Raw genomic sequence first — 18,181 nt, 5'->3', positions numbered from 1 at the left:
TCCGTGTCGCGCGTCTTCATCGATCGGCCGATCTTCGCATGGGTGATTGCGATCATCATCATGCTGCTCGGCATCGGCGCGATTACGCGCCTGCCGATTGCCCAATATCCGGATGTCGCGCCGCCGACGGTCAATATCCGCGCGACCTATCCCGGCGCATCGGCCCAGACCCTGCAGGACAGCGTCACCCAGGTCCTCGAGCAGCAGCTGACTGGCCTCGATGGCATGATCTATTTCCAGTCGTCGTCGAGCTCACGCGGACAGGCGACGATCAACGTCACCTTCGAAAAGGGCACGGATCCCGACATTGCGCAGGTCCAGGTGCAGAATGTCGTGCAGCCGGCCCTGTCGCGCATGCCGCAGCAGGTCCAGCAACAAGGCATACCGGTCACCAAATCGTCCAACGATTTCCTGCTGATCATCGGCGTCTATGACGACAGCGGCCGGACGACCGACATGGATGTGTCCGACTGGCTGTCGAGCAACATGCAGGACACGCTGGCCCGCGTGCCCGGCGTCGGCGACATCAACGTGTTCGGTTCGCCCTATGCGATGCGCATCTGGCTGGACCCGGCCAAGCTGCGCTCCGTCTCGCTGATGCCGGGCGACGTGATCAGCGCCATTACCGCCCAGAATGTCGAGGTCGCGGCCGGGGAGGTCGGCGGTACTCCTTCGGGACCCGACCAGATGCTCAACGCCACGGTGACAGCCTCCTCGCGGTTCCAGACGCCCGAGCAATTCCGCAACATCATCGTCAAGGCCGATTCCAGCGGGGCGCGGGTCCGCCTCAGCGACATCGCGCGGGTCGAGCTCGGCGCCGATAACTACAGTTCCGATCGCCGTCTCAACGGCAAGCCTGGCGCCGGCATCGCCATCTTTCTTGCTCCCGGCGCGGACGCGCTGGAGACCGCCGACGCGGTCAAGGCCAAGGTCGAACAAATCTCCGCCAGCTTCCCGCCCGGCTATCGCTATGCCTACGCCTACGACACCACTGACTTCATCAAGCTGTCGATTGAGGAGGTGGTGAAGACGCTGGTCGAGGCGATGTTGCTGGTGATCATCGTCATGTTCGTCTTCCTGCAGAGCTGGCGCGCAACTTTGGTCCCGGCGATCGCCATTCCGGTGGTGTTGCTCGGTACTTTCGGCATCCTCTACGCGCTGGATTTCTCGATCAACACCATGACATTGTTCGGGCTGGTGCTGGCGGTCGGCCTGCTGGTCGACGACGCCATCGTCGTGGTCGAGAATGTCGAGCGCATCCTCGAGGAGAATCCTGGGCTCAGCCCGCGCGAAGCGACGATCATGTCGATGAGCCAAATCCAGACCGCACTGGTGGCGATCGCGCTGGTCCTGTCGGCGGTGTTCCTGCCGATGGTCTTCTTCGGCGGCTCGACCGGCGTCATCTACCGCCAATTCTCGGCCACGATCGTCTCGGCGATGGTGCTGTCGGTGTTCGTGGCGATGACCCTGAGCCCGGCGATCGCGGCCGGCGTGTTGCGCCGCAACCATGTCGATCCGCGCGATACCGGCTTCGGCCATCGCTTTCCGCGCGCGGCCTCGTTCCTCGCCACCTTCCGCGAGCGGTTCAACAACGGCTTCAATCGCCTGCGCGACTGGTATGTTGGCTCGGTCACTTACGTAACCGACCGCAAATGGCGCTTCCTTGGCGGCTATGCGCTGGTCTGCGTCGTTCTGGCGGTCATGTTCTTCCGCCTGCCGACCGGGTTCCTGCCGAGCGAGGACCAGGGCGCGATGCAGATCCAGTTCCGCCTGCCGGCCGGCGCCACGCTGGCGCGGACCAAGGAGATGCAGCTGGCGGTCGAGGATTATCTGGCTCGGGGGCCAGACCATAAGAATTACCGCGCTTATTTCATCGTCGCCGGCGGCGGCCAGGGCGTCACCGGCCAGAATGCCGGCCAGTCGTTCATCAACCTCGCGCCGTTCGAGGATCGCCGTGGCAAGGACAATAATGCCGACGCGCTGGTGCAGCGGGCGCGAAAGGCGTTCGACGGCTATCGCGATGCGCAGGTATTCGCGCTGATCCCGCCCTCGATCCGCGGTCTCGGCCAGTCCGGCGGCTTCAACATGCAGCTCCAGAACATCAGCGGCATGAGCCTCAACCAGTTCGAGGAGGCGCGCGACCGGCTGCTGCAGATGGCCTCGTCCGACCCGGACCTGCAGCAGGTTCGCCTGTCGGAGCTGCCCGACGTCTCGACGCTCAAGGTCAATATCAACCAGGAACGGATTTCCTCGCTCGGGCTCAACACCACCGACGTCAACAACACGCTCGCGACCGCCTGGGGCGGGCGCTACGTCAACGATTTCATCGACCGCGGCCGGGTCAAGCGGGTCTATGTCCAGGGCGACGCGCCTTACCGCGCCAAGCCGGAGGACATCGACCAATGGTCGGTGCGCAACGACCAGGGCGACATGGTGCCCTTCTCCTCCTTCGCCCAGACCGGATGGTCGACCGCGCCGGTCAGCCTGTCGCGCTTCCTCGGCGTCCAATCCTACGAGCTCCAGGGGCAGCCGGCCCCGGGCAAGAGTAGCGGCGATGCAATGAAGGCGATCGAGAAGCTCGCCAACCAGATTCCCGGGGTTGGAGTCGCCTGGTCCGGCCAATCCTATGAGGAGCGGCTTTCCTCGGGTCAGGCGCCCTTTCTTTATGCCATTTCCTTGCTGGTCGTGTTCCTGTGCCTCGCGGCGCTCTACGAAAGCTGGTCGATCCCGTTCGCGGTGATCCTGGTAATCCCGCTCGGTCTGGTCGGAGCCATTTTCGCGGTCACCCTGCGCGGGCTGCAGAACGATGTCTATCTGCAGATCGGATTGCTGACGACGATGGGACTGGCGGCCAAAAACTCGATCCTGATGGTCGAATTCGCCGAACGCGCCGAGAAACAAGGCAAGCGCGTCATCGAAGCTGCGCTCGAGGCGGCGCGCATCCGGCTCCGGCCGATCCTGATGACCAGCTTCTCCTTCATCTTCGGCGTGCTGCCGCTGGCGATTTCGACCGGCGCCGGCGCCAACAGCCGTATCGCCATCGGCACCTCGGTGATCGGCGGCATGCTGACCGCCACCTTGCTCGCCATCTTCTACATCCCTCTGTTCTTCGTGCTGGTCCGGCGTGGCGTGCGGGACGGGCTGGTCTATCTGCGCGAGCGGCGCCAGCAGCGGCGCGAGGCCGCGGCATGAAGCGGGTCTCGCCCCTGATGACCCTGCTACTGGCCGGCTGCATGACGATGGAGCCCGCCTATCACCAGCCCAACGCCGCCATCCCGGCTTCGTGGCCGATCGGCGATGCCTATCTCCGCCAGAGCGAAGCCGGCCTCCCGTCGGTCACCTACCAGGAGATTTTCCGCGATCCGCGGCTGCAGGCGCTGATCCAGCAAGGCCTCGCCAACAACCAGGATCTGGCTGCGGCGGCCGCCAATATCGCAGCTGCCCGCGCCCAGCATCGTATCCAGCGCGCCGCGCTGTTCCCGAAGCTGGATGTGCAGACCGGCGTGACCGGGACGAAGAACGATACGGGCGGCGCCGACGCCGAGTTCACCGCCGGCGTCGGCATCCCCAGCTTCGAGCTCGACCTGTTCGGCCGCATTCGTTCGCTGACCAAGGCCCAGCTCAACCGCTACTTCGCCAGCGAGGCGGCGGCCCGCGCGACCCGCCTGGCGCTGGTCGCCGACATTTCCGATGCCTGGCTGACCTATGGCGCCGACGCCAGCCTGCTCAGGATTGCCGAGGAAACCGCGGCCAGCGCCCAGCGCAGCGTCACCCTGACTAGCGCCCGGCTGCAGGGTGGCATCGCCCCGCGCACCGATCTCCGCCAGGCGGAGCTTGTGCTCTATGGCGCCAACGCCAGCGTCGCCCGCCAACGCACCGCGCTCGCCCAGGACGTCAACTTGCTGCAACTGCTGGTCGGCGCACCGATCGATCCACAGCTGCTCCCTGAATCGATCGAGCAGGCCGCTCCGACCGTTCATCCGCTTGCCGCCGGCGTCAGTTCGCTGGTGCTACTGCGCCGGCCCGACGTGATGCAGGCGGAATATCAGCTGCGCGCCGCCAATGCCGAGATTGGTGCTGCCCGCGCGGCGCTGTTCCCGCGTATCTCGCTGACCGGCCTGCTCGGCCTCGCCAGCAGCTCGCTCTCCGGCTTGTTCAGCGACGGCGCGTTCGGCTGGAATGCTTCGGCCGACGCGACCTACTCGATTTTCCACGCCGGCGCGGGCATCGCCAATGTCCGCCTGTCGCAGGCCCAGCGCGACGCCGCGCTCGCTGGCTATCAGAAGGCGATCCAGACCGCGTTCCGCGAGGTCAGCGACGCGCTCGCTCGCCAGGGAACGTCCGGCGACGAACTCCGCGCCCGCCAGTCACAGCGAGACTCGGCAGCCGACAATTACCGCCTGTCGGAGGCTCGCTACCGCGCCGGCATCGACAATTTCCTGCTCACCCTGGATTCGCAGCGGACCTATTTCGCCGCGCAGCAGGCGCTGGTGGAGATGCGGCTGGAAAGCGCGACCAACCTGGTCGACCTGTACCGCGCGCTCGGCGGGGACTCGCTGTACCCGCCGTCCTGACCGGTTGCGGCGGCTCGACTGCCGCCCCATAGTCCGCTGCCAGTCGTTAGGGAGAAGGCATGACTCCGGACCAGGTTTCGACCCTGCTGCTGTTCGGCGCGACCGGCGACCTCGCGCACCGCATGCTGCTACCCTCGCTCTACGGCCTGCACGCCGATGGGCTGCTGCCCGCCAATTTCAAGATTGTCGGGACGGCGCGAAGCGAACTCAGCGACGAGCAATATCGGGCCAGCGCGGTCGAAGCGCTGAAGGAGCATGTCCCGGCAAATTTCTACGATCCCAAGACCGCCTTGGTTTTCTCGCGCCGGCTGACCTACGTCTGCCTCGATGCGACCAAGCCGGAGGGCTTCAGGAAGCTCGCCAAGACCGTCGATCCCGATGCCGGCCTCGCCATTTTCCTGTCGACCGCGCCGACCCTGTTCAAGGCGGTCATCGACGGGCTGGAAGCCAATGGCCTGACCGGCCCCAGGGTGCGCCTCGCGCTGGAAAAGCCGCTCGGCACCGATCTCGCCTCCAGCCGGGTGATCAACGACGCCGTCGCCATCGCCTTCCCCGAGGAGCGCACCTTCCGCATCGACCATTATCTCGGCAAGGAGACCGTCCAGAACCTCCTCGCCCTGCGCTTCGCCAATTCGATGTTCGAGCCGCTATGGAACTCGGCCCACATCGACCATGTCCAGATCACTGTCGCCGAATGCATCGGGCTGGAGGAGCGCGGCGCTTACTATGACGGCGCCGGCGCACTGCGTGACATGGTCCAGAACCATATGCTGCAACTGCTGGCGCTGGTGGCGATGGAACCGCCGGCCGACTTCGACGCGACGTCGATCCGCGATGAGAAGGTCAAGGTGCTGCGGACGCTTCGCCCGATGCGGTCCGACGACGTCGCCGACCATGTCGTTACGGGCCAATATGCCAAGGGCGCGGTCGGCGGCCAGCCCGTTCCCGGCTACACCGAGGAACTGGGCCAGGAGTCGACCACCGAAACCTTTGTCGCGTTGAAGGCCAATATCGAAAATTGGCGCTGGGCAGGCGTCCCCTTCTATCTTCGCACGGGCAAGCGGATGGCCGAGCGCAAGACCGAGATCTTCATCCAGTTCAAATGCGTGCCGCACTCGATTTTCGCCTCGCGCGGGGCGCGGACCCAACCCAACAAGCTGGTCATCGCGATTCAGCCCGAAGAGAATATCCGCTTGCTGGTGATGGCCAAGACCCCCGGGCTCGATCGCGAGGGCATCCGCCTGCGCGAGGTCCCTCTGGACGTCGGCCTGGCCAATGCCTTCGCCGATGCGCGCCGCCGCATTGCCTATGAGCGGCTGCTGCTCGACTTGATCGACGGCGATCCGACCCTGTTCGTCCGCCGGGACGAGGTCGAGGCGCAATGGCAGTGGATCGACGGCGTCCGCGCCGCCTGGGAAGGGACCGGCCTGACGCCCAAGCCCTATGGCGCCGGCAGCTGGGGCCCCTCGGCGGCCATCGCGCTCACCGAACGCGACGGCGTCCACTGGCATGACTGACCTTAGCTCATGAGGCTTGCTGGGCTCGAACTCGGCGGCACCAACGCCAATCTGGCGCTGGGTTCGCCGCGGGAGATCGTCGAGCGCTGCCGGCTTGCCGTCACGGACGGGCCCGACACGCTGGTCCGTATCGCCGACCAGCTCCGCCAATGGCATGAGCAGCAGCCGATCGAAGCGCTCGGCATCGCCAGCTTCGGCCCGCTGCAGCTTGACAGCGGCCAGGCCGACTATGGCCATATCGTCTCGACGGTGAAGCCCGGCTGGGACGGCGCCGACGTGCTCGGCGCGCTCCAGCGCGCGCTCAACTGCCCCGCCAAAATCCACACCGACGTCACCGGCGCCGCGCTCGCCGAGGGCGCATACGGCGCGGCAATCGGCTGCCACGACTTTGTCTACATCACCGTCGGCACCGGCATCGGCATGGGACTGATCGTCGGCGGTAAGCCGGTGGTCGCCTCGCTCCATCCCGAGGCAGGCCACCTCCGCGTTCGGCGCATGGAGGGCGACCGCTTTGGCGGCGTCTGCACCTATCATGAGGATTGCCTAGAGGGACTGGCGTCGGGCCCGGCCATTTCCGCCCGCACCCGCCAACCTGCCCATGAAGTGGCCGACGACAGCCCCATCTGGCCGCCGGTGATCGATGCGCTGGCCGAGGGCTGCTCCAGCATCTTTCTGACCCTTGCCAGCGAGCGGATCGTGCTGGGTGGCGGCGTCATCAACCAGCGCCACTGGCTGGTTGAGGAAATTGCCTTCAGGACCGCGGCCAAGCTCGGCGGCTATCTGCCTTACATCGGCGAGCGCGCGCCCATCGTCGCGGCGCGTCTGGGTGCGGACGCCGGCCAGCGCGGGGCCCTGATCCTGGCCCATCAGGCGCTCCAGTCGCGGGCGTAACGAAACCGCTACCCATGCGCCAACGTTGGGTACCCATGTATCAAGCTCAGCTCACCCGCCGCGACCGCGCCGTCATCGCTTTGGCGGTGGTGGCGATTCACGTCGTCCTGGCGTTCGTGCTGATCAACATCTCTCCCGCCGCCCGCCAGCAATTGCCGGAGCAGGTGGTCGAGCTGTTGACCGTCACCGACCTACCCCCGCCGCCGGCGGTCGAGCTTCAACCGGACAAGCAGCAGGCCAAGCCCAAACGCGAGGAGGGCGCCGCCTCGGCCAGGAATATCGAGAGCAAGGCGACGCCGGTCGTCCAGCCCAAGCCCAAGATTGAATTGCCGCAGTCCAAACCGATTCCCGCCACGCAGACCCCCAACCAAGGGAATCAGCCGACCCAGGGCGCGTCGACCGTGATCGGTCCCGGCACCGGCGCGGGCGGGCAGGGGACCGGCACCGGCAGCGTCGGATCGGGCAGCGGCATTGGTGGGGGAGGGACGGGCGGCATTGGCACGCGGCCGCAACTGATCACGCCGTCGCTCAGCCGGCGCGACTATCCGGACGCGGTCACCGCCTATTGGCCGCGCAGCCGCGACGCCTTTGTCGCAGTCGCCGTCAGGGTGCAGCTCGACGGCCGCGGTACCGACTGCAAGATCAACAAGTCGAGCGGCGTCCCGGCCATCGACCAATGGACCTGCCGCCTGGTCGAAACCCGCCTGCGCTTCCGCCCCGCCACCGACACCAGCGGCCGGCCGGTGGTGGCTTGGTATGGCTACGTCCAGCGGTAAATCCTCCCCGGCACGGGGAGGGGGACCATGTGAAACATGGTGGAGGGGCTTCTCCACCGGCTGGCCTTTTTCATTCGCTTCCGGCAAGGGCCTCGCAAAAGGAGCCAGCGATGATCGAAGCCGAATGGTGGGACTATGACAGTGTCGAGGAAATGGCGGACGCAGTCGCCGGCGACATCGGTTTCATCATCGAAAGCGCGCTCGACGCACGGGGCGAAGCGCTGATCGCGGTCCCCGGCGGCAAGACGCCGCTGCCGGTCTTCGCCAGGCTGGCCCAGGCCAAGCTCAACTGGAAGAAGGTCACGATCATCCCGACCGACGAGCGGCTGGTGCCGCTGACCGACGAGCGGTCGAATATCCGCGCCATCGCCCAGGCATTCCTCTCCGCTGGCGCTCGCGTCTTCCCGATCAGCAGCGACATCGCCGACTATAAGCTCGCGGGCAATTCGGCCAACGCCAAGCTCAATGACCTCAAATTCCCGCTCGACCTCGCCTGGCTCGGTGTCGGCGCCGACGGCCATACCGCCTCGATTTTTGCCGGCCCCGACCTCGACGAGGCCTTAAACGCGCCCAAGGGCCGTCATGCGGTGGGCGTGATGCCCGACCCGATGCCGGCCGACGCGCCGGTGCTGCGCGTCACCCTGACCCGTTCGGCGATCCTGTCGGCCCGAACCGTGCTGATCACCGTCACCGGCGATGCGAAACGAGAGATGCTCGAACGCGCGATCGAGGACGGCCATTCATCGAAGCTGCCGATCGGCCGCGTCCTGGCCGAGGCCGAGCAGCCGATCGATATTCATTGGGCGCCTTGAGCGCCCGAGCATAAGCGAGCGATTGCGCAGCAATCGGAAGCTTATGTCGAAGAGCACGCGAAATGACGAAAACGTGCTGTGCCCCACACAGCACTGGTTTTCGTCATGGCCGACCGGCGGCGTCAGCCGACCGGATCGACGTCACGGATTCACTCCGTGACGGGCACGTTTGGGACCTGCTAAAGTTGAAAGCGGCCGCTACCTTCCGAAGAAGTAGTAAAGTAGTGCCGCGGCGGCGATGCTCACTGGCCAAATGACATTTTTGTGGGCCGAAAGAGTCGGTTCAATCGTCCCAGCAGCGCGCCGAAGTAGCAGCACGAAACCAGTCATCAGCGCACCAAAGAGGACGCCCGCTAGGATGAGCTTCGGCAGCGTATCTCTGTTGAAGAGCAAGCTGGCAGGGTAGCCTTGAAGGGCCATGGCGGCAGGAACAAACACGATAATGAAGACCGCCGACGCGATCCCGACGGCGATTGGATGCCTTCTAGTCCAGCTCTGTGCACTCATAATCAGGCCCTAACACTCCTCCAGCGGCTTGCCGTGGGTTTCCTTGAAGAAGAAAATCATCACCACCGCCGATAGCGCGGTGAACGCCACTGAATACCACAGCCCGGCGAAAATATCCCCGGTCAGCGCCACAATGGCAAAGCTGGTCACGGGGAGGAATCCGCCGACCCAGCCGGTGCCGACATGGTATGGCAGGCTCATCGCCGTGTAGCGGATGCGCGTCGGGAACATCTCGACCAGCGCCGCCGCCTGCGGCCCGTAGAGCGCGGTCGCCGCGACCACCAACAGCAGCAGCACCGCGATCAGCAGCGGCATGTTCATCTTCGCCGGATCGGCCGAGGTCGGATAATGCGCCGCGGCCAGCACCGCATCGATGTCGGCGGCCGACTTGGCCTTGAGCGCCTTCAGGTCCGCGCCCGCCAGCCCTTCGCCATCGGCAATCGGCGTGACGTTCGGGCCGGCGTGAACGCTGGTCTGGCCATCGGCCGATGCTCGCGTCTTGTACGACACCCCGCGGCCGATCAGCGCGCTCTTGGCGATGTCGCAGGCGGTGATGAACTTGGCCGTGCCGGTCGGGTCGAACTGGGCCGAACAAGTAGCCGGATCGGTCTCGACGACCACCGGCATCGCTTCGCGCGCCGCGACCCGGTCCGGGTTCGCCGCCTGGGCGATCATGTGCGATCCGGGGAAGTAGAGCGCCAGCGCCAGCAGCATTCCGGCCAGCATCACCGGCTTCCGGCCAATCCGGTCACTCAGCCAGCCAAAGAAGACGTAAAGCGGCGCGCTGACCACCGTCATGACGATCAGCAGCATGTCCTTGGTTGCGCCGGGCACACCAAGCGACTTTTCCAGGAACACCTGCATGTAGAAGAAAGCGAAGTACCAGACCGCTCCCTGCGCGCACATGATGCCGAAAAAGGCGATCGCAATCTGCTTGAGGCTGCCTTTGCGGACAAACGCTTCGCGCAGCGGCGTCTTCGATACTTCCCCGTCTTCCTTCAGCTTGGCGAAGTGCGGGCTCTCGCTGAGTTTGAACCTCAGCCACAGTGAAATCGCCAGCAGCACCGCCGACATCAGGAACGGGATGCGCCAGCCCCATTGGCCGAACGCTTCCTCGCCCAGCCAGCTGCGCGTGGCGAAGATGATCAGCAGCGCCGCCAGCAGGCCGAACGAGGCCGACGATTGGATCCATCCGGTCGCGGCGCCGCGCCGGTCGTTGGGGGCGTGCTCGGCCACATAGATGGCCGCGCCGCCATATTCGCCGCCTAGCGCCGTGCCCTGGCAAATCCTGAGCAGGACCAGCAGCACCGGCGCCAGTGTCCCGGCCTGCGCATAGGTCGGCAGCAGGCCGATGGCGAAGGTCGCGCCGCCCATCAGGCTGACGGTGGTGAGAAAGGTCGCCTTGCGCCCGACCCGGTCGCCCATCGCCCCGAAAATGATCGCGCCCAGCGGCCGGAAGGCAAAGCCGACCGCGAATAGCGCCAGCGCCGCGATCAGCGCCGAAGTCGGATCGAGTCCTGCCAGGAAAACCTTGGCGATGACCGGGGTCAGCGATCCGAAAATGAAGAAGTCATACCATTCGAACGCCGTCCCCGTGGACGAGGCGACGACGACGCGCGCCATCGACCATGGTTTGCGCTGCGGTGCTTCGGCCAGTGTCGCCATGCTATCTCCCTTGCCGAAGGGATAGCGGGTGGGCCGGATGACGCAACTGTTCCCCGGCGCAGGCCGGGGCCCAGGAGTGCCGACAGGCACTTAAGCAATGACCTAAGCCGGCTCGCGCCGGCCTGGACCCCGGCCTCCGCCGGGGAACGGCTTAGAGCCCCTTCGCCATGTCGATCACGAAACGGTAGCGGACGTCGTTCTTCAACAATCGCTCATAGGCTTCGTTGATCTGGTTCATTTGGATGAACTCGACATCGGGATAAATGTCCTTGGCCGCACAGAAATCGAGCATTTCCTGCGTTTCCGGAATGCCGCCGATCGCCGAACCGCCGACCGCGCGGTTCCACCAGATGATGTTGAACCCGGTGAAGCCGGGCATCGGCGTCAGCGCACCGACAATCACCATCCGCCCCGCCCGGCCGAGCAGGTTCAGATAGCCGTCGATCTCATGGCTGACCGGGATGGTATTCAGAATGAAGTCGAACCGCGTCGCCGCGGCCCGCATCTGCTCGGCGTCGGTCGAAATGATGAAGTCGCTCGCGCCGAGCTCCCGCGCGTCCTGTCCCTTGCTCGGCGTGGTCGTGATCATCGTCACGTCGGCGCCCATCGCCACACCCAGCTTGACACCCATGTGGCCGAGGCCGCCGAGGCCGACCACCGCCATCTTGGTTCCGCCGCCGACCTTATACTGCCTCAGCGGCGAGTAAGTGGTGATGCCGGCGCACAGCAGGGGCGCGACCTTGCTGGCGTCCATTCCGGCCGGCACCTTGCAGACGAAATGGTCGCGAACGACGATATGGTCGGTGTAGCCTCCCATGGTGATCTCACCGCTTTGGCGGTCGGGGCTGTTGTAGGTCTGAGTGCAACGTTCGCGGCAGAACACTTCCCAGCCTTCCAGGCACTGGTCGCATTCCATGCAGCTGTCGACCATGCAGCCGACCGCGACGGTGTCGCCGACCCGGTGCCGGGTGACCTCGTTGCCGATCGCCGTGACCGTGCCGACGATTTCGTGGCCCGGGATTACCGGATAAAGCGTCCCGCCCCAGTCGTTCCGGGCGGTGTGCAGGTCGCTATGGCAGATGCCGGCGTAAGTGATCTTGATCGCGACATCGTTGGGCCTCAGCGCGCGGCGCTCGAATTCCATCGGCCGCAGCGGCTGGTCGGCGGCATCGGTGCCCCAGCCTTTGGCCATGGTCGGCCCGCCTGCGGTTTGGGAAGAGCCGGCTGTGTCGGGGTGGGTCGTCGCCATGTGAGCCTCCTATCGGGCCAAAGAAACTATCGGGTCCTCGCCAGAACGCGCCTTGCTTGAATGAGATGCGGCCGGTCGACCATTTTTCCATGCACTGACAGCACGCCTGCGTCGGGCTCCGCCTCGAACGCGGCGACAACCTCCTGCGCGTGCGCCACCTCTTCGGCTGACGGGGTGAAAGCCGCGTTGATCGGCCCGACCTGGTCAGGGTGGATGGCGAGCTTGCCGGTAAAACCTTCGCTGGCCGCGGCGCGCGCTTCGGCGACCAGTCCCGGCTCGTCGCGGAAATCGGCGAACACGCCGTCGACTGGCTGGACCTCGGCGGCGACCGCGCCGGCCAGGCACATCGATCGGGCCATGCGGTAGGTGAAGGCCAGCTCGCCACCTGCTTCATATTTGGAGGAAGCGCCGAGCGCGGCCGACAGATCCTCGGCGCCCCAGCTCATCGCCGCCAGGCTCGAACAGCAATCATTGTAGCTCAGGAGGCCGAACAGCGACTTTGCCGTCTCGGTGACAATGGCATGGATCGGCAGGCTGCGCGGCGCCAGCGCGGCGGCGAGGTCGGCGACATCGTCGCCGCACTCGGCCTTGGGCAGCACTACGCCGTCGACATCCAGCTCTTCGAGCAGCTCCAGGTCATGACGATGCGCATCAGTGCCGATCGGATTGATCCTGACCCAGCGCTGCGGCCCGCTTTCGCCGCGGTCGGGCAGCAGGCCGAGCAGTTCGCGCGCCGTCGCCTTCTGGCTCAGCGCCACGCTGTCCTCCAGGTCGAAGATCACCGCGTCGGCCTCGCTCGCCAGCGCCTTCATCATCTTTTTGTTGCTGTCCGCCGGGACGAACAGCCAGCTACGCCGCGCGGGACCGCAATCGATCATGCCGGCTTCTTCAGCAGCAGCGCGGAGCGGGTGCATTTGCACACCAACTCATTCCGCTGGTTGAAGCTGCGATGTTCCCAGGTGACGATGCCGGCGTTGGGCCGCGACTTGGACTCGCGGACTTCCAGGCACTCGCTTTCGCTGCGCAGCGTATCGCCGACGAATACGGGAGCGGGGAACACCAGTCTGTCGTAACCCAAATTGGCGACCAGCGTCCCGAGCGTGGTGTCGCTAACCGACACGCCGACCATCAGTCCGAACGTATAGATCGAGTTGACCAGCGGCCTGCCGAACTCGCTCGCCGCCGCGACTTCATGGTCGAGGTGCATCGGCTGCGGGTTGTGGGTGAGGGCGGAGACCAGCACATTGTCGGTCTCGGTGACGGTGCGGGAAACGGCATGGGCGACGGTATCGCCGACTTGCCACTCGTCGAAATAGCGTCCTGCCATGGACCAGCCTTAGGCGAGCGCCCGGAAACTGCCAAGACCGGCAGGCGTCAAGCGGCGCTGAGCTTGGCCTTCAAATCGCCCATGCCGATATGCTCGATCGCTTCTGCGCGATCCTCGGCGCGGACGACGTTGGCGATATGGCCGATCATCTGCCCGACGATGTCGACCGCCTGCAGCGCCATGCCATGCTCGGCAACGATGTCCGGGCTCATCGCCAGCTCGTCGCCCATCATGATGAGCAGGTCGCGGGCATGGTCGAGTTCGGCGGCGAGCAGCTGGTCGAGCGGGGTGAGCGGGCGGTTCATCCCCTTGGGCGTAAAGGCTTATCCTTAAGAAGCGGTTTGCGGCAGCAGCAGTGCGGCAATCCCCTCGGTGATCGCCGCGCCGTCGAGCCGGTAGGTGGCATAAAGGTCGGGCAAGCTGCCGGTCTGGCCGAACCGCTCGACGCCCAGCGGCGCGACCCGTTGGCCGAGCACGCCGCCCAGCCAGCTCAACGAAGCGGGCGCGGCGTCGCATAGCGTGACCAGGCCCGCGCCCGGCGCGAGGCGGGACAGCAAGTGCTCGACATGGCTTGGTGCGCGCGCCCCGCACCAGCGCGCCGCCTGGGCCGCCGTCCAGCCGCGATGGAGCAGGTCGGGCGAGGTGACGCTGAGCAGGCCCAGGCCCGGGATGTCGGCGGAGAGTTCCTCCCACGCCGCCAGCGCTTCGGGCATCAGCGCGCCCATCGCGACGATCGCCGCCTCGGCATTGGCGCCAGGCTCCTTTAGCCAATAGCCGCCCTTCAACGCGCCGTCTCTCCAGCCGCCGTCGGCACGCTCGACCTGGTCGATCGAGCGGGTCGACAGGCGCAAATAGGTCGACTCGCCATGTGGGTCGTCGATCAGCCGGAAGGCTTCTTCCATCATCGCCGCCAGTTCGTCGGCATAGGCCGGCTCGTAATGGCGCAGACCCGGCTGGCCGAGCGCGATCAGCGGCGGGTTGATCGATTGGTGCGCGCCGCCTTCCGGCCCCAGCGTCAGGCCCGACGGGGTCGCGACGAGCAGGAAACGGGCGTCCTGGTAGCAGGCATAGTTGAGGCTATCGAGGCCGCGGGCGATGAACGGATCGTAGAGCGTTCCGATCGGAATTAGCCGCTCCCCGAACAAATCACCCGACAGTCCGAGCGCCGCTAACATCAGGAAAAGATTGGATTCCGCGATCCCCAGCTCGATATGTTGGCCTTTGTTGTTGCCAGACCATTTTTGTGCTGATGGAATCTTTGCATTGGCGAAAACGTCGGCCATTTCGCGCCGTTTGAACAGTCCGCGCTGGTTTACGAACGCGCCGAGGTTGGTCGACACGGTGACGTCGGGCGACGTCGTGACGATCCGGTCGGCGATTGGCGCGCCCGACTTGGCCAGGTCGAGCAGGATCCGCCCAAACGCGGCCTGGGTCGACTGCTCCTCGCCCTGCGGTGCCGGGATCGCCGGAACGCTTAATCGCCCGAACGACCGCGGCCGCTTTTCCCGCGCGACGCGAACCCGATCGAGCACGGCTTCGACGCCGGCCCTGGCATTGCCGCCAAGGCCCGCCAGCGGTTCCCATTCCTCGCCTTCCTTCACTCCCATCGCGTCGCGCAGGGCATGCGCCTGGGTCGGGTTCATCAGCCCGGCATGATTGTCCTTGTGGCCGGCGAAGGGCAGCCCGAAGCCCTTGACGGTCCAGGCGACGAATAGCGTCGGGACATCGTCCTGCGCCGCCTCGAACGCCTCGACCAGCGTCTCCATGCAATGACCGCCAAGATCGCTCATCAGCGCCGCCATCGCTTCGTCGTCGAACGCTTTCAGGAATGCGTCGGCCTTCTTGCCCAGGTCCGCCTCGATCCGCGCTCGCCACGCCGCGCCGCCCTGGTAGAGCAAGGCCGAATGATCGGCATTGGGCAGTGCCTCCAGCCAGCCGGCAATCGCCGGATATTTGGCCAGTGCCGCCGCCAGCTTCTTGCCGTAGCGCAGCTCTACGGTGCGCCAGCCGCACGACCGGAAAATCTCGTCGAACCGCTCGAACATCCGGTCGGCAGAGGTCGCGTCGAGGCTCTGCCGGTTATAGTCGATGATCCACCAGCAGTTGCGGATGTCGTGCTTGTAGGCCTCGATCAGGCACTCGTAGATATTGCCCTCGTCGAGTTCGGCGTCGCCGATCAGCGCCACGAATCGCCCGCGATCCTCCTCGGCCATCATGCCGTGCGCAGTCAGATAATCCTGCACCAGGCTGGCAAAGGCGGTGATCGCCACGCCAAGGCCGACCGATCCGGTCGAAAAGTCGACCGGGATCTTGTCCTTGGTCCGGCTCGGGTAGCTCTGCATCCCGCCCAGCCCGCGGAAATTCTTGAGCTGCTCCAGGCTCTGGCTTCCAAGCAGATAATGGATCGCGTGCAGCACCGGCCCGGCGTGCGGCTTTACCGCCACCCGGTCGTTGGGGCCCAGCGCATGGAAATAGAGCGCGGCCATGATCGCCGTCATCGAAGCGCAGCTGGCCTGGTGCCCGCCGACCTTCAGCCCGTCGGCGCTTTCCCGGATGTGGTTGGCGTGATGGATCGTCCAGGCGCTGAGCCAGCGCAGCCGGTCGTCCAATGTCTTCAGCGAGGCAATATCAGCCGGAGTCTTTTTGAGCATATTGTCGCCCTAGCCGCTGGAGGCCGGGTCCGTCAGCCCGAATGTTCACGACGTTCGCCTTCGCCAGGCTCGCTCGGCACCGCGATTGGTGTTATCGGCGACTTCCCTGGCGAGTGCGTTCAATCCAACCGTATCGGAGGGACCAATGAAAAGCAGGCTATTGCTGCTTTCCGCCACCGCGATGCTGCTTGCGTCGTGCGAGGCGAGAAAGGCTGACAACGCGGCCGTAGAAGCACACACTGCGTCGGTCGCCGACAGCGCCGCTGATGAAACCGCCATCCGCGGCCAGGTTGATCAATGGCTGAAGCTGATCAAGGCGAAGGACGCCGCCGCCATCGCGCAACTCTATGTGGAGGACGGCGCGGTGATGCCACCGAACGCGCCGATCGCGAAAGGTCATGCCGACGTCGAGAAGACCTGGGCATCGCTGATGAAAATACCCGGCTTCGATCTGACGTTCGCTCCGGAAGTGATTGTCGTGGCATCGTCGGGCGACCTGGCCTTGGATCGGGGCACCTATCGGCTTTCCGTCTCGCCATCCGGTACGCCGCAAACGGACACCGGCAAATATGTCGTGGTTTGGCGGAAGGTGAACGGCGAATGGAAGGCCGCCGCAGACATCTTCAACAGCGATTTGCCAATCGCAGGCTGATGCAGGCACGCAATCGCTCAGTGCCTCGTCACCCCTTGGATACTCTGCCTTAGCTGCTTCAAATGCACCCGCCCCGCTGGCAAGCGCTTGCCATTGCGGAGCACGACTTCGGTCCGGCCGATCTTGCCAGTGCTAAGCTCGCTGATCGCGCTCTGCCTGACCAGCCAGCGGCGGTGGACCCGTACGAACAGGCCGGGCTCGACCCGGTCCGCGAACTGGCGGATCGATCCGCGCATCAGATGCGATCCCGAGGCGGTGTGGATCGCGACATATTCGTCGGCGCTGCTGACGCAATCGATCGCATCGACCGGCACCCGCACCAGGCCGGCCGATCCGCGCAGCCAGAACTCGGTCTCGAACGCCGATTCCTCGTCGCCATTGCGGGCGGCGCGAAGATTGCGCAGCACCTGCTGCAGCTCATCGACCCGCTGCCCGGCATCCTTGGCCTGGAGCTGCTGCTCGGCCCGCGCCAGTGCCCGCACCAGCCGGTCGCGCTCGACCGGCTTCAACAAATAATCCGTCACCGCGCTGTCGAATGCCTGGGCGGCATATTGGTCGAAGGCGGTGACGAAGATCACCAGCGGCGGGTTGGCCCGCTGGGCGATCGCCTCGACCACCTCGAACCCGTTGCCGTCGCGCATCTTGATGTCGAGCAGCAGCACGTCGGGCCTGAGCTCGTTGATTTTGGCCAGCGCCTCGGCGCAGCTCGCCGCTTCGCCGACATGCTCGGCCCGGGGGATGGTTTGCAGCAGCAGCTTCAGGCGTTTGAGCGCCAATTGCTCGTCATCGACGGTTAGGACTTTGAGCGGAGTCATGCCCTCTCCAATGGCAGGGTGATCCGGGCCCGGAAGTGCCCGTCGGGATCGCGCGCCGCGACCAGGCTCGACCGGCCATCGCCATAGAGCAGCGCCAGCCTCTGCTCGATGTTGGAAAGCCCGATGCCGCCGCCGCTCGACGGCTGCGCTTTGCCCTTGCCCGAGTCGACCACCTCCAGCTGCAATGCATCACCAGCTTCGTGCGCGCGGATCGAGATGCTCGCCGGAGGCAGAGCGCCGGCCACCCCATATTTGACCGCATTCTCGACGATGGGCTGGAGCACCAGCGCCGGCACCAGCGCGCCCTTCAGCGCCTCGGGCAAGTCGATTTCGACGCTGAGGTCGGGGTAACGAAGCTGTTCGATGTCGAGGTAGCTGCGCTGCAGTTCCAGCTCCAAATCGAGCGGGATTTTGCGCGTCGGGTCGGCGGACAGGCCGAGCCGCAGGAAACGCGCCAGCTTGCCGACCATCTCCTCCGCCTTGTCGCTCTGCTTGTCGAGGATCAGCGCCGACACCGAGTTCAGGCTGTTGAACAGGAAATGCGGGTTGATCTGGCTGTGCAGCGCGCGGAGCTGGGCGACATGGGCCCGCTCCCTGAGTTCGGCCGAGCGACGCTGCTCGTCCTGCACATCGAAGCTATACATGAGGGCCAGATAGAGCCCCGCCCAGGCGAGGAAGAACCAGGTCCAGAAGGCGATGGTGTTGACCGCGCCGGTCCAGGTAAAATTCTTCAGATCCAGACTTG

16 protein-coding genes are annotated in these 18,181 nt (G+C 65.5%); 7 read left to right on the top strand and 9 right to left on the bottom strand.

What is annotated here, in order from left to right:
* The first annotated feature begins 3 nt into the window (after positions 1 to 3).
* The 6 genes from Q0C64_RS00100 (at position 4) to pgl (ending at position 8,570) form a co-directional block, all read left to right on the top strand.
* Positions 4 to 3,192: an efflux RND transporter permease subunit gene (locus tag Q0C64_RS00100; protein WP_294119939.1), complete on the top strand. Its 3,189-nt coding sequence runs from the start codon at positions 4 to 6 to the stop codon at positions 3,190 to 3,192.
* On the top strand, positions 3,189 to 4,574 hold the full coding sequence (locus Q0C64_RS00095) for an efflux transporter outer membrane subunit (RefSeq protein WP_294119937.1): 1,386 nt from the start codon (positions 3,189 to 3,191) through the stop codon (positions 4,572 to 4,574). Before Q0C64_RS00100 ends, Q0C64_RS00095 begins: the two co-directional genes overlap by 4 nt.
* Positions 4,575 to 4,633: 59 nt before the next feature.
* Positions 4,634 to 6,091, top strand: coding sequence for a glucose-6-phosphate dehydrogenase (gene zwf, locus Q0C64_RS00090; RefSeq protein ID WP_294119935.1), 1,458 nt, complete (start codon positions 4,634 to 4,636; stop codon positions 6,089 to 6,091).
* A gap of 9 nt (positions 6,092 to 6,100) precedes the next feature.
* Positions 6,101 to 6,982: an ROK family protein gene (locus Q0C64_RS00085; RefSeq protein WP_294119933.1), complete on the top strand. Its 882-nt coding sequence runs from the start codon at positions 6,101 to 6,103 to the stop codon at positions 6,980 to 6,982.
* A 35-nt stretch (positions 6,983 to 7,017) separates the two neighbouring features.
* Positions 7,018 to 7,758 carry an energy transducer TonB gene (locus Q0C64_RS00080; RefSeq protein WP_294119931.1) on the top strand — a complete coding sequence of 247 codons (741 nt, stop codon included), beginning with the start codon at positions 7,018 to 7,020 and terminating at the stop codon, positions 7,756 to 7,758.
* A gap of 110 nt (positions 7,759 to 7,868) precedes the next feature.
* The gene (gene pgl / locus Q0C64_RS00075; protein ID WP_294119929.1) at positions 7,869 to 8,570 is read left to right on the top strand and encodes a 6-phosphogluconolactonase; all 702 of its coding nucleotides are present in this window, start codon (positions 7,869 to 7,871) and stop codon (positions 8,568 to 8,570) included.
* Between the two features lie 198 nt (positions 8,571 to 8,768).
* Here the strand turns inward: pgl and Q0C64_RS00070 are convergent, their stop codons facing one another.
* The 7 genes from Q0C64_RS00070 to Q0C64_RS00040 form a co-directional block, all read right to left on the bottom strand.
* Positions 8,769 to 9,077: a hypothetical protein gene (locus tag Q0C64_RS00070; protein WP_294119927.1), complete on the bottom strand. Its 309-nt coding sequence runs from the start codon at positions 9,075 to 9,077 to the stop codon at positions 8,769 to 8,771.
* A 9-nt stretch (positions 9,078 to 9,086) separates the two neighbouring features.
* A complete protein-coding gene (locus Q0C64_RS00065) occupies positions 9,087 to 10,742 on the bottom strand; it encodes an MFS transporter (RefSeq protein WP_294119924.1) in 1,656 nt (551 codons plus the stop codon).
* 151 nt (positions 10,743 to 10,893) lie between these two features.
* On the bottom strand, positions 10,894 to 11,934 hold the full coding sequence (locus tag Q0C64_RS00060) for an NAD(P)-dependent alcohol dehydrogenase (RefSeq protein ID WP_294120041.1): 1,041 nt from the start codon (positions 11,932 to 11,934) through the stop codon (positions 10,894 to 10,896).
* An 83-nt stretch (positions 11,935 to 12,017) separates the two neighbouring features.
* Positions 12,018 to 12,905 carry a CoA ester lyase gene (locus tag Q0C64_RS00055; protein WP_294119922.1) on the bottom strand — a complete coding sequence of 296 codons (888 nt, stop codon included), beginning with the start codon at positions 12,903 to 12,905 and terminating at the stop codon, positions 12,018 to 12,020.
* The gene (locus Q0C64_RS00050) at positions 12,866 to 13,318 is read right to left on the bottom strand and encodes a MaoC family dehydratase (protein ID WP_294119920.1); all 453 of its coding nucleotides are present in this window, start codon (positions 13,316 to 13,318) and stop codon (positions 12,866 to 12,868) included. The genes Q0C64_RS00055 and Q0C64_RS00050 overlap by 40 nt, the downstream gene beginning before the upstream one ends.
* 47 nt (positions 13,319 to 13,365) lie before the next feature.
* The gene (locus tag Q0C64_RS00045; protein WP_294119918.1) at positions 13,366 to 13,623 is read right to left on the bottom strand and encodes a hypothetical protein; all 258 of its coding nucleotides are present in this window, start codon (positions 13,621 to 13,623) and stop codon (positions 13,366 to 13,368) included.
* Between the two features lie 24 nt (positions 13,624 to 13,647).
* Positions 13,648 to 15,969: a transketolase gene (locus Q0C64_RS00040; RefSeq protein WP_294119916.1), complete on the bottom strand. Its 2,322-nt coding sequence runs from the start codon at positions 15,967 to 15,969 to the stop codon at positions 13,648 to 13,650.
* 145 nt (positions 15,970 to 16,114) lie between these two features.
* Between Q0C64_RS00040 and Q0C64_RS00035 the strand changes: the two genes are divergently transcribed.
* On the top strand, positions 16,115 to 16,621 hold the full coding sequence (locus tag Q0C64_RS00035; RefSeq protein WP_294119914.1) for a DUF4440 domain-containing protein: 507 nt from the start codon (positions 16,115 to 16,117) through the stop codon (positions 16,619 to 16,621).
* A 17-nt stretch (positions 16,622 to 16,638) separates the two neighbouring features.
* Here the strand turns inward: Q0C64_RS00035 and Q0C64_RS00030 are convergent, their stop codons facing one another.
* A complete protein-coding gene (locus tag Q0C64_RS00030; protein ID WP_294119912.1) occupies positions 16,639 to 17,436 on the bottom strand; it encodes a LytTR family DNA-binding domain-containing protein in 798 nt (265 codons plus the stop codon).
* Positions 17,433 to 18,181 (bottom strand): histidine kinase (locus Q0C64_RS00025; protein WP_294119911.1); only part of this gene is annotated, 749 nt, incomplete at its 5' end. The genes Q0C64_RS00025 and Q0C64_RS00030, both read right to left, overlap by 4 nt.

The sequence above is a fragment of the Sphingomonas sp. genome (assembly GCF_023266535.1).
In the GTDB taxonomy this organism is placed as follows: Bacteria; Pseudomonadota; Alphaproteobacteria; order Sphingomonadales; family Sphingomonadaceae; genus Sphingomicrobium.
The sequence above is the reverse complement of the archived record's forward strand: the minus strand, read 5'-3'. Positions and strand labels throughout refer to the sequence as shown.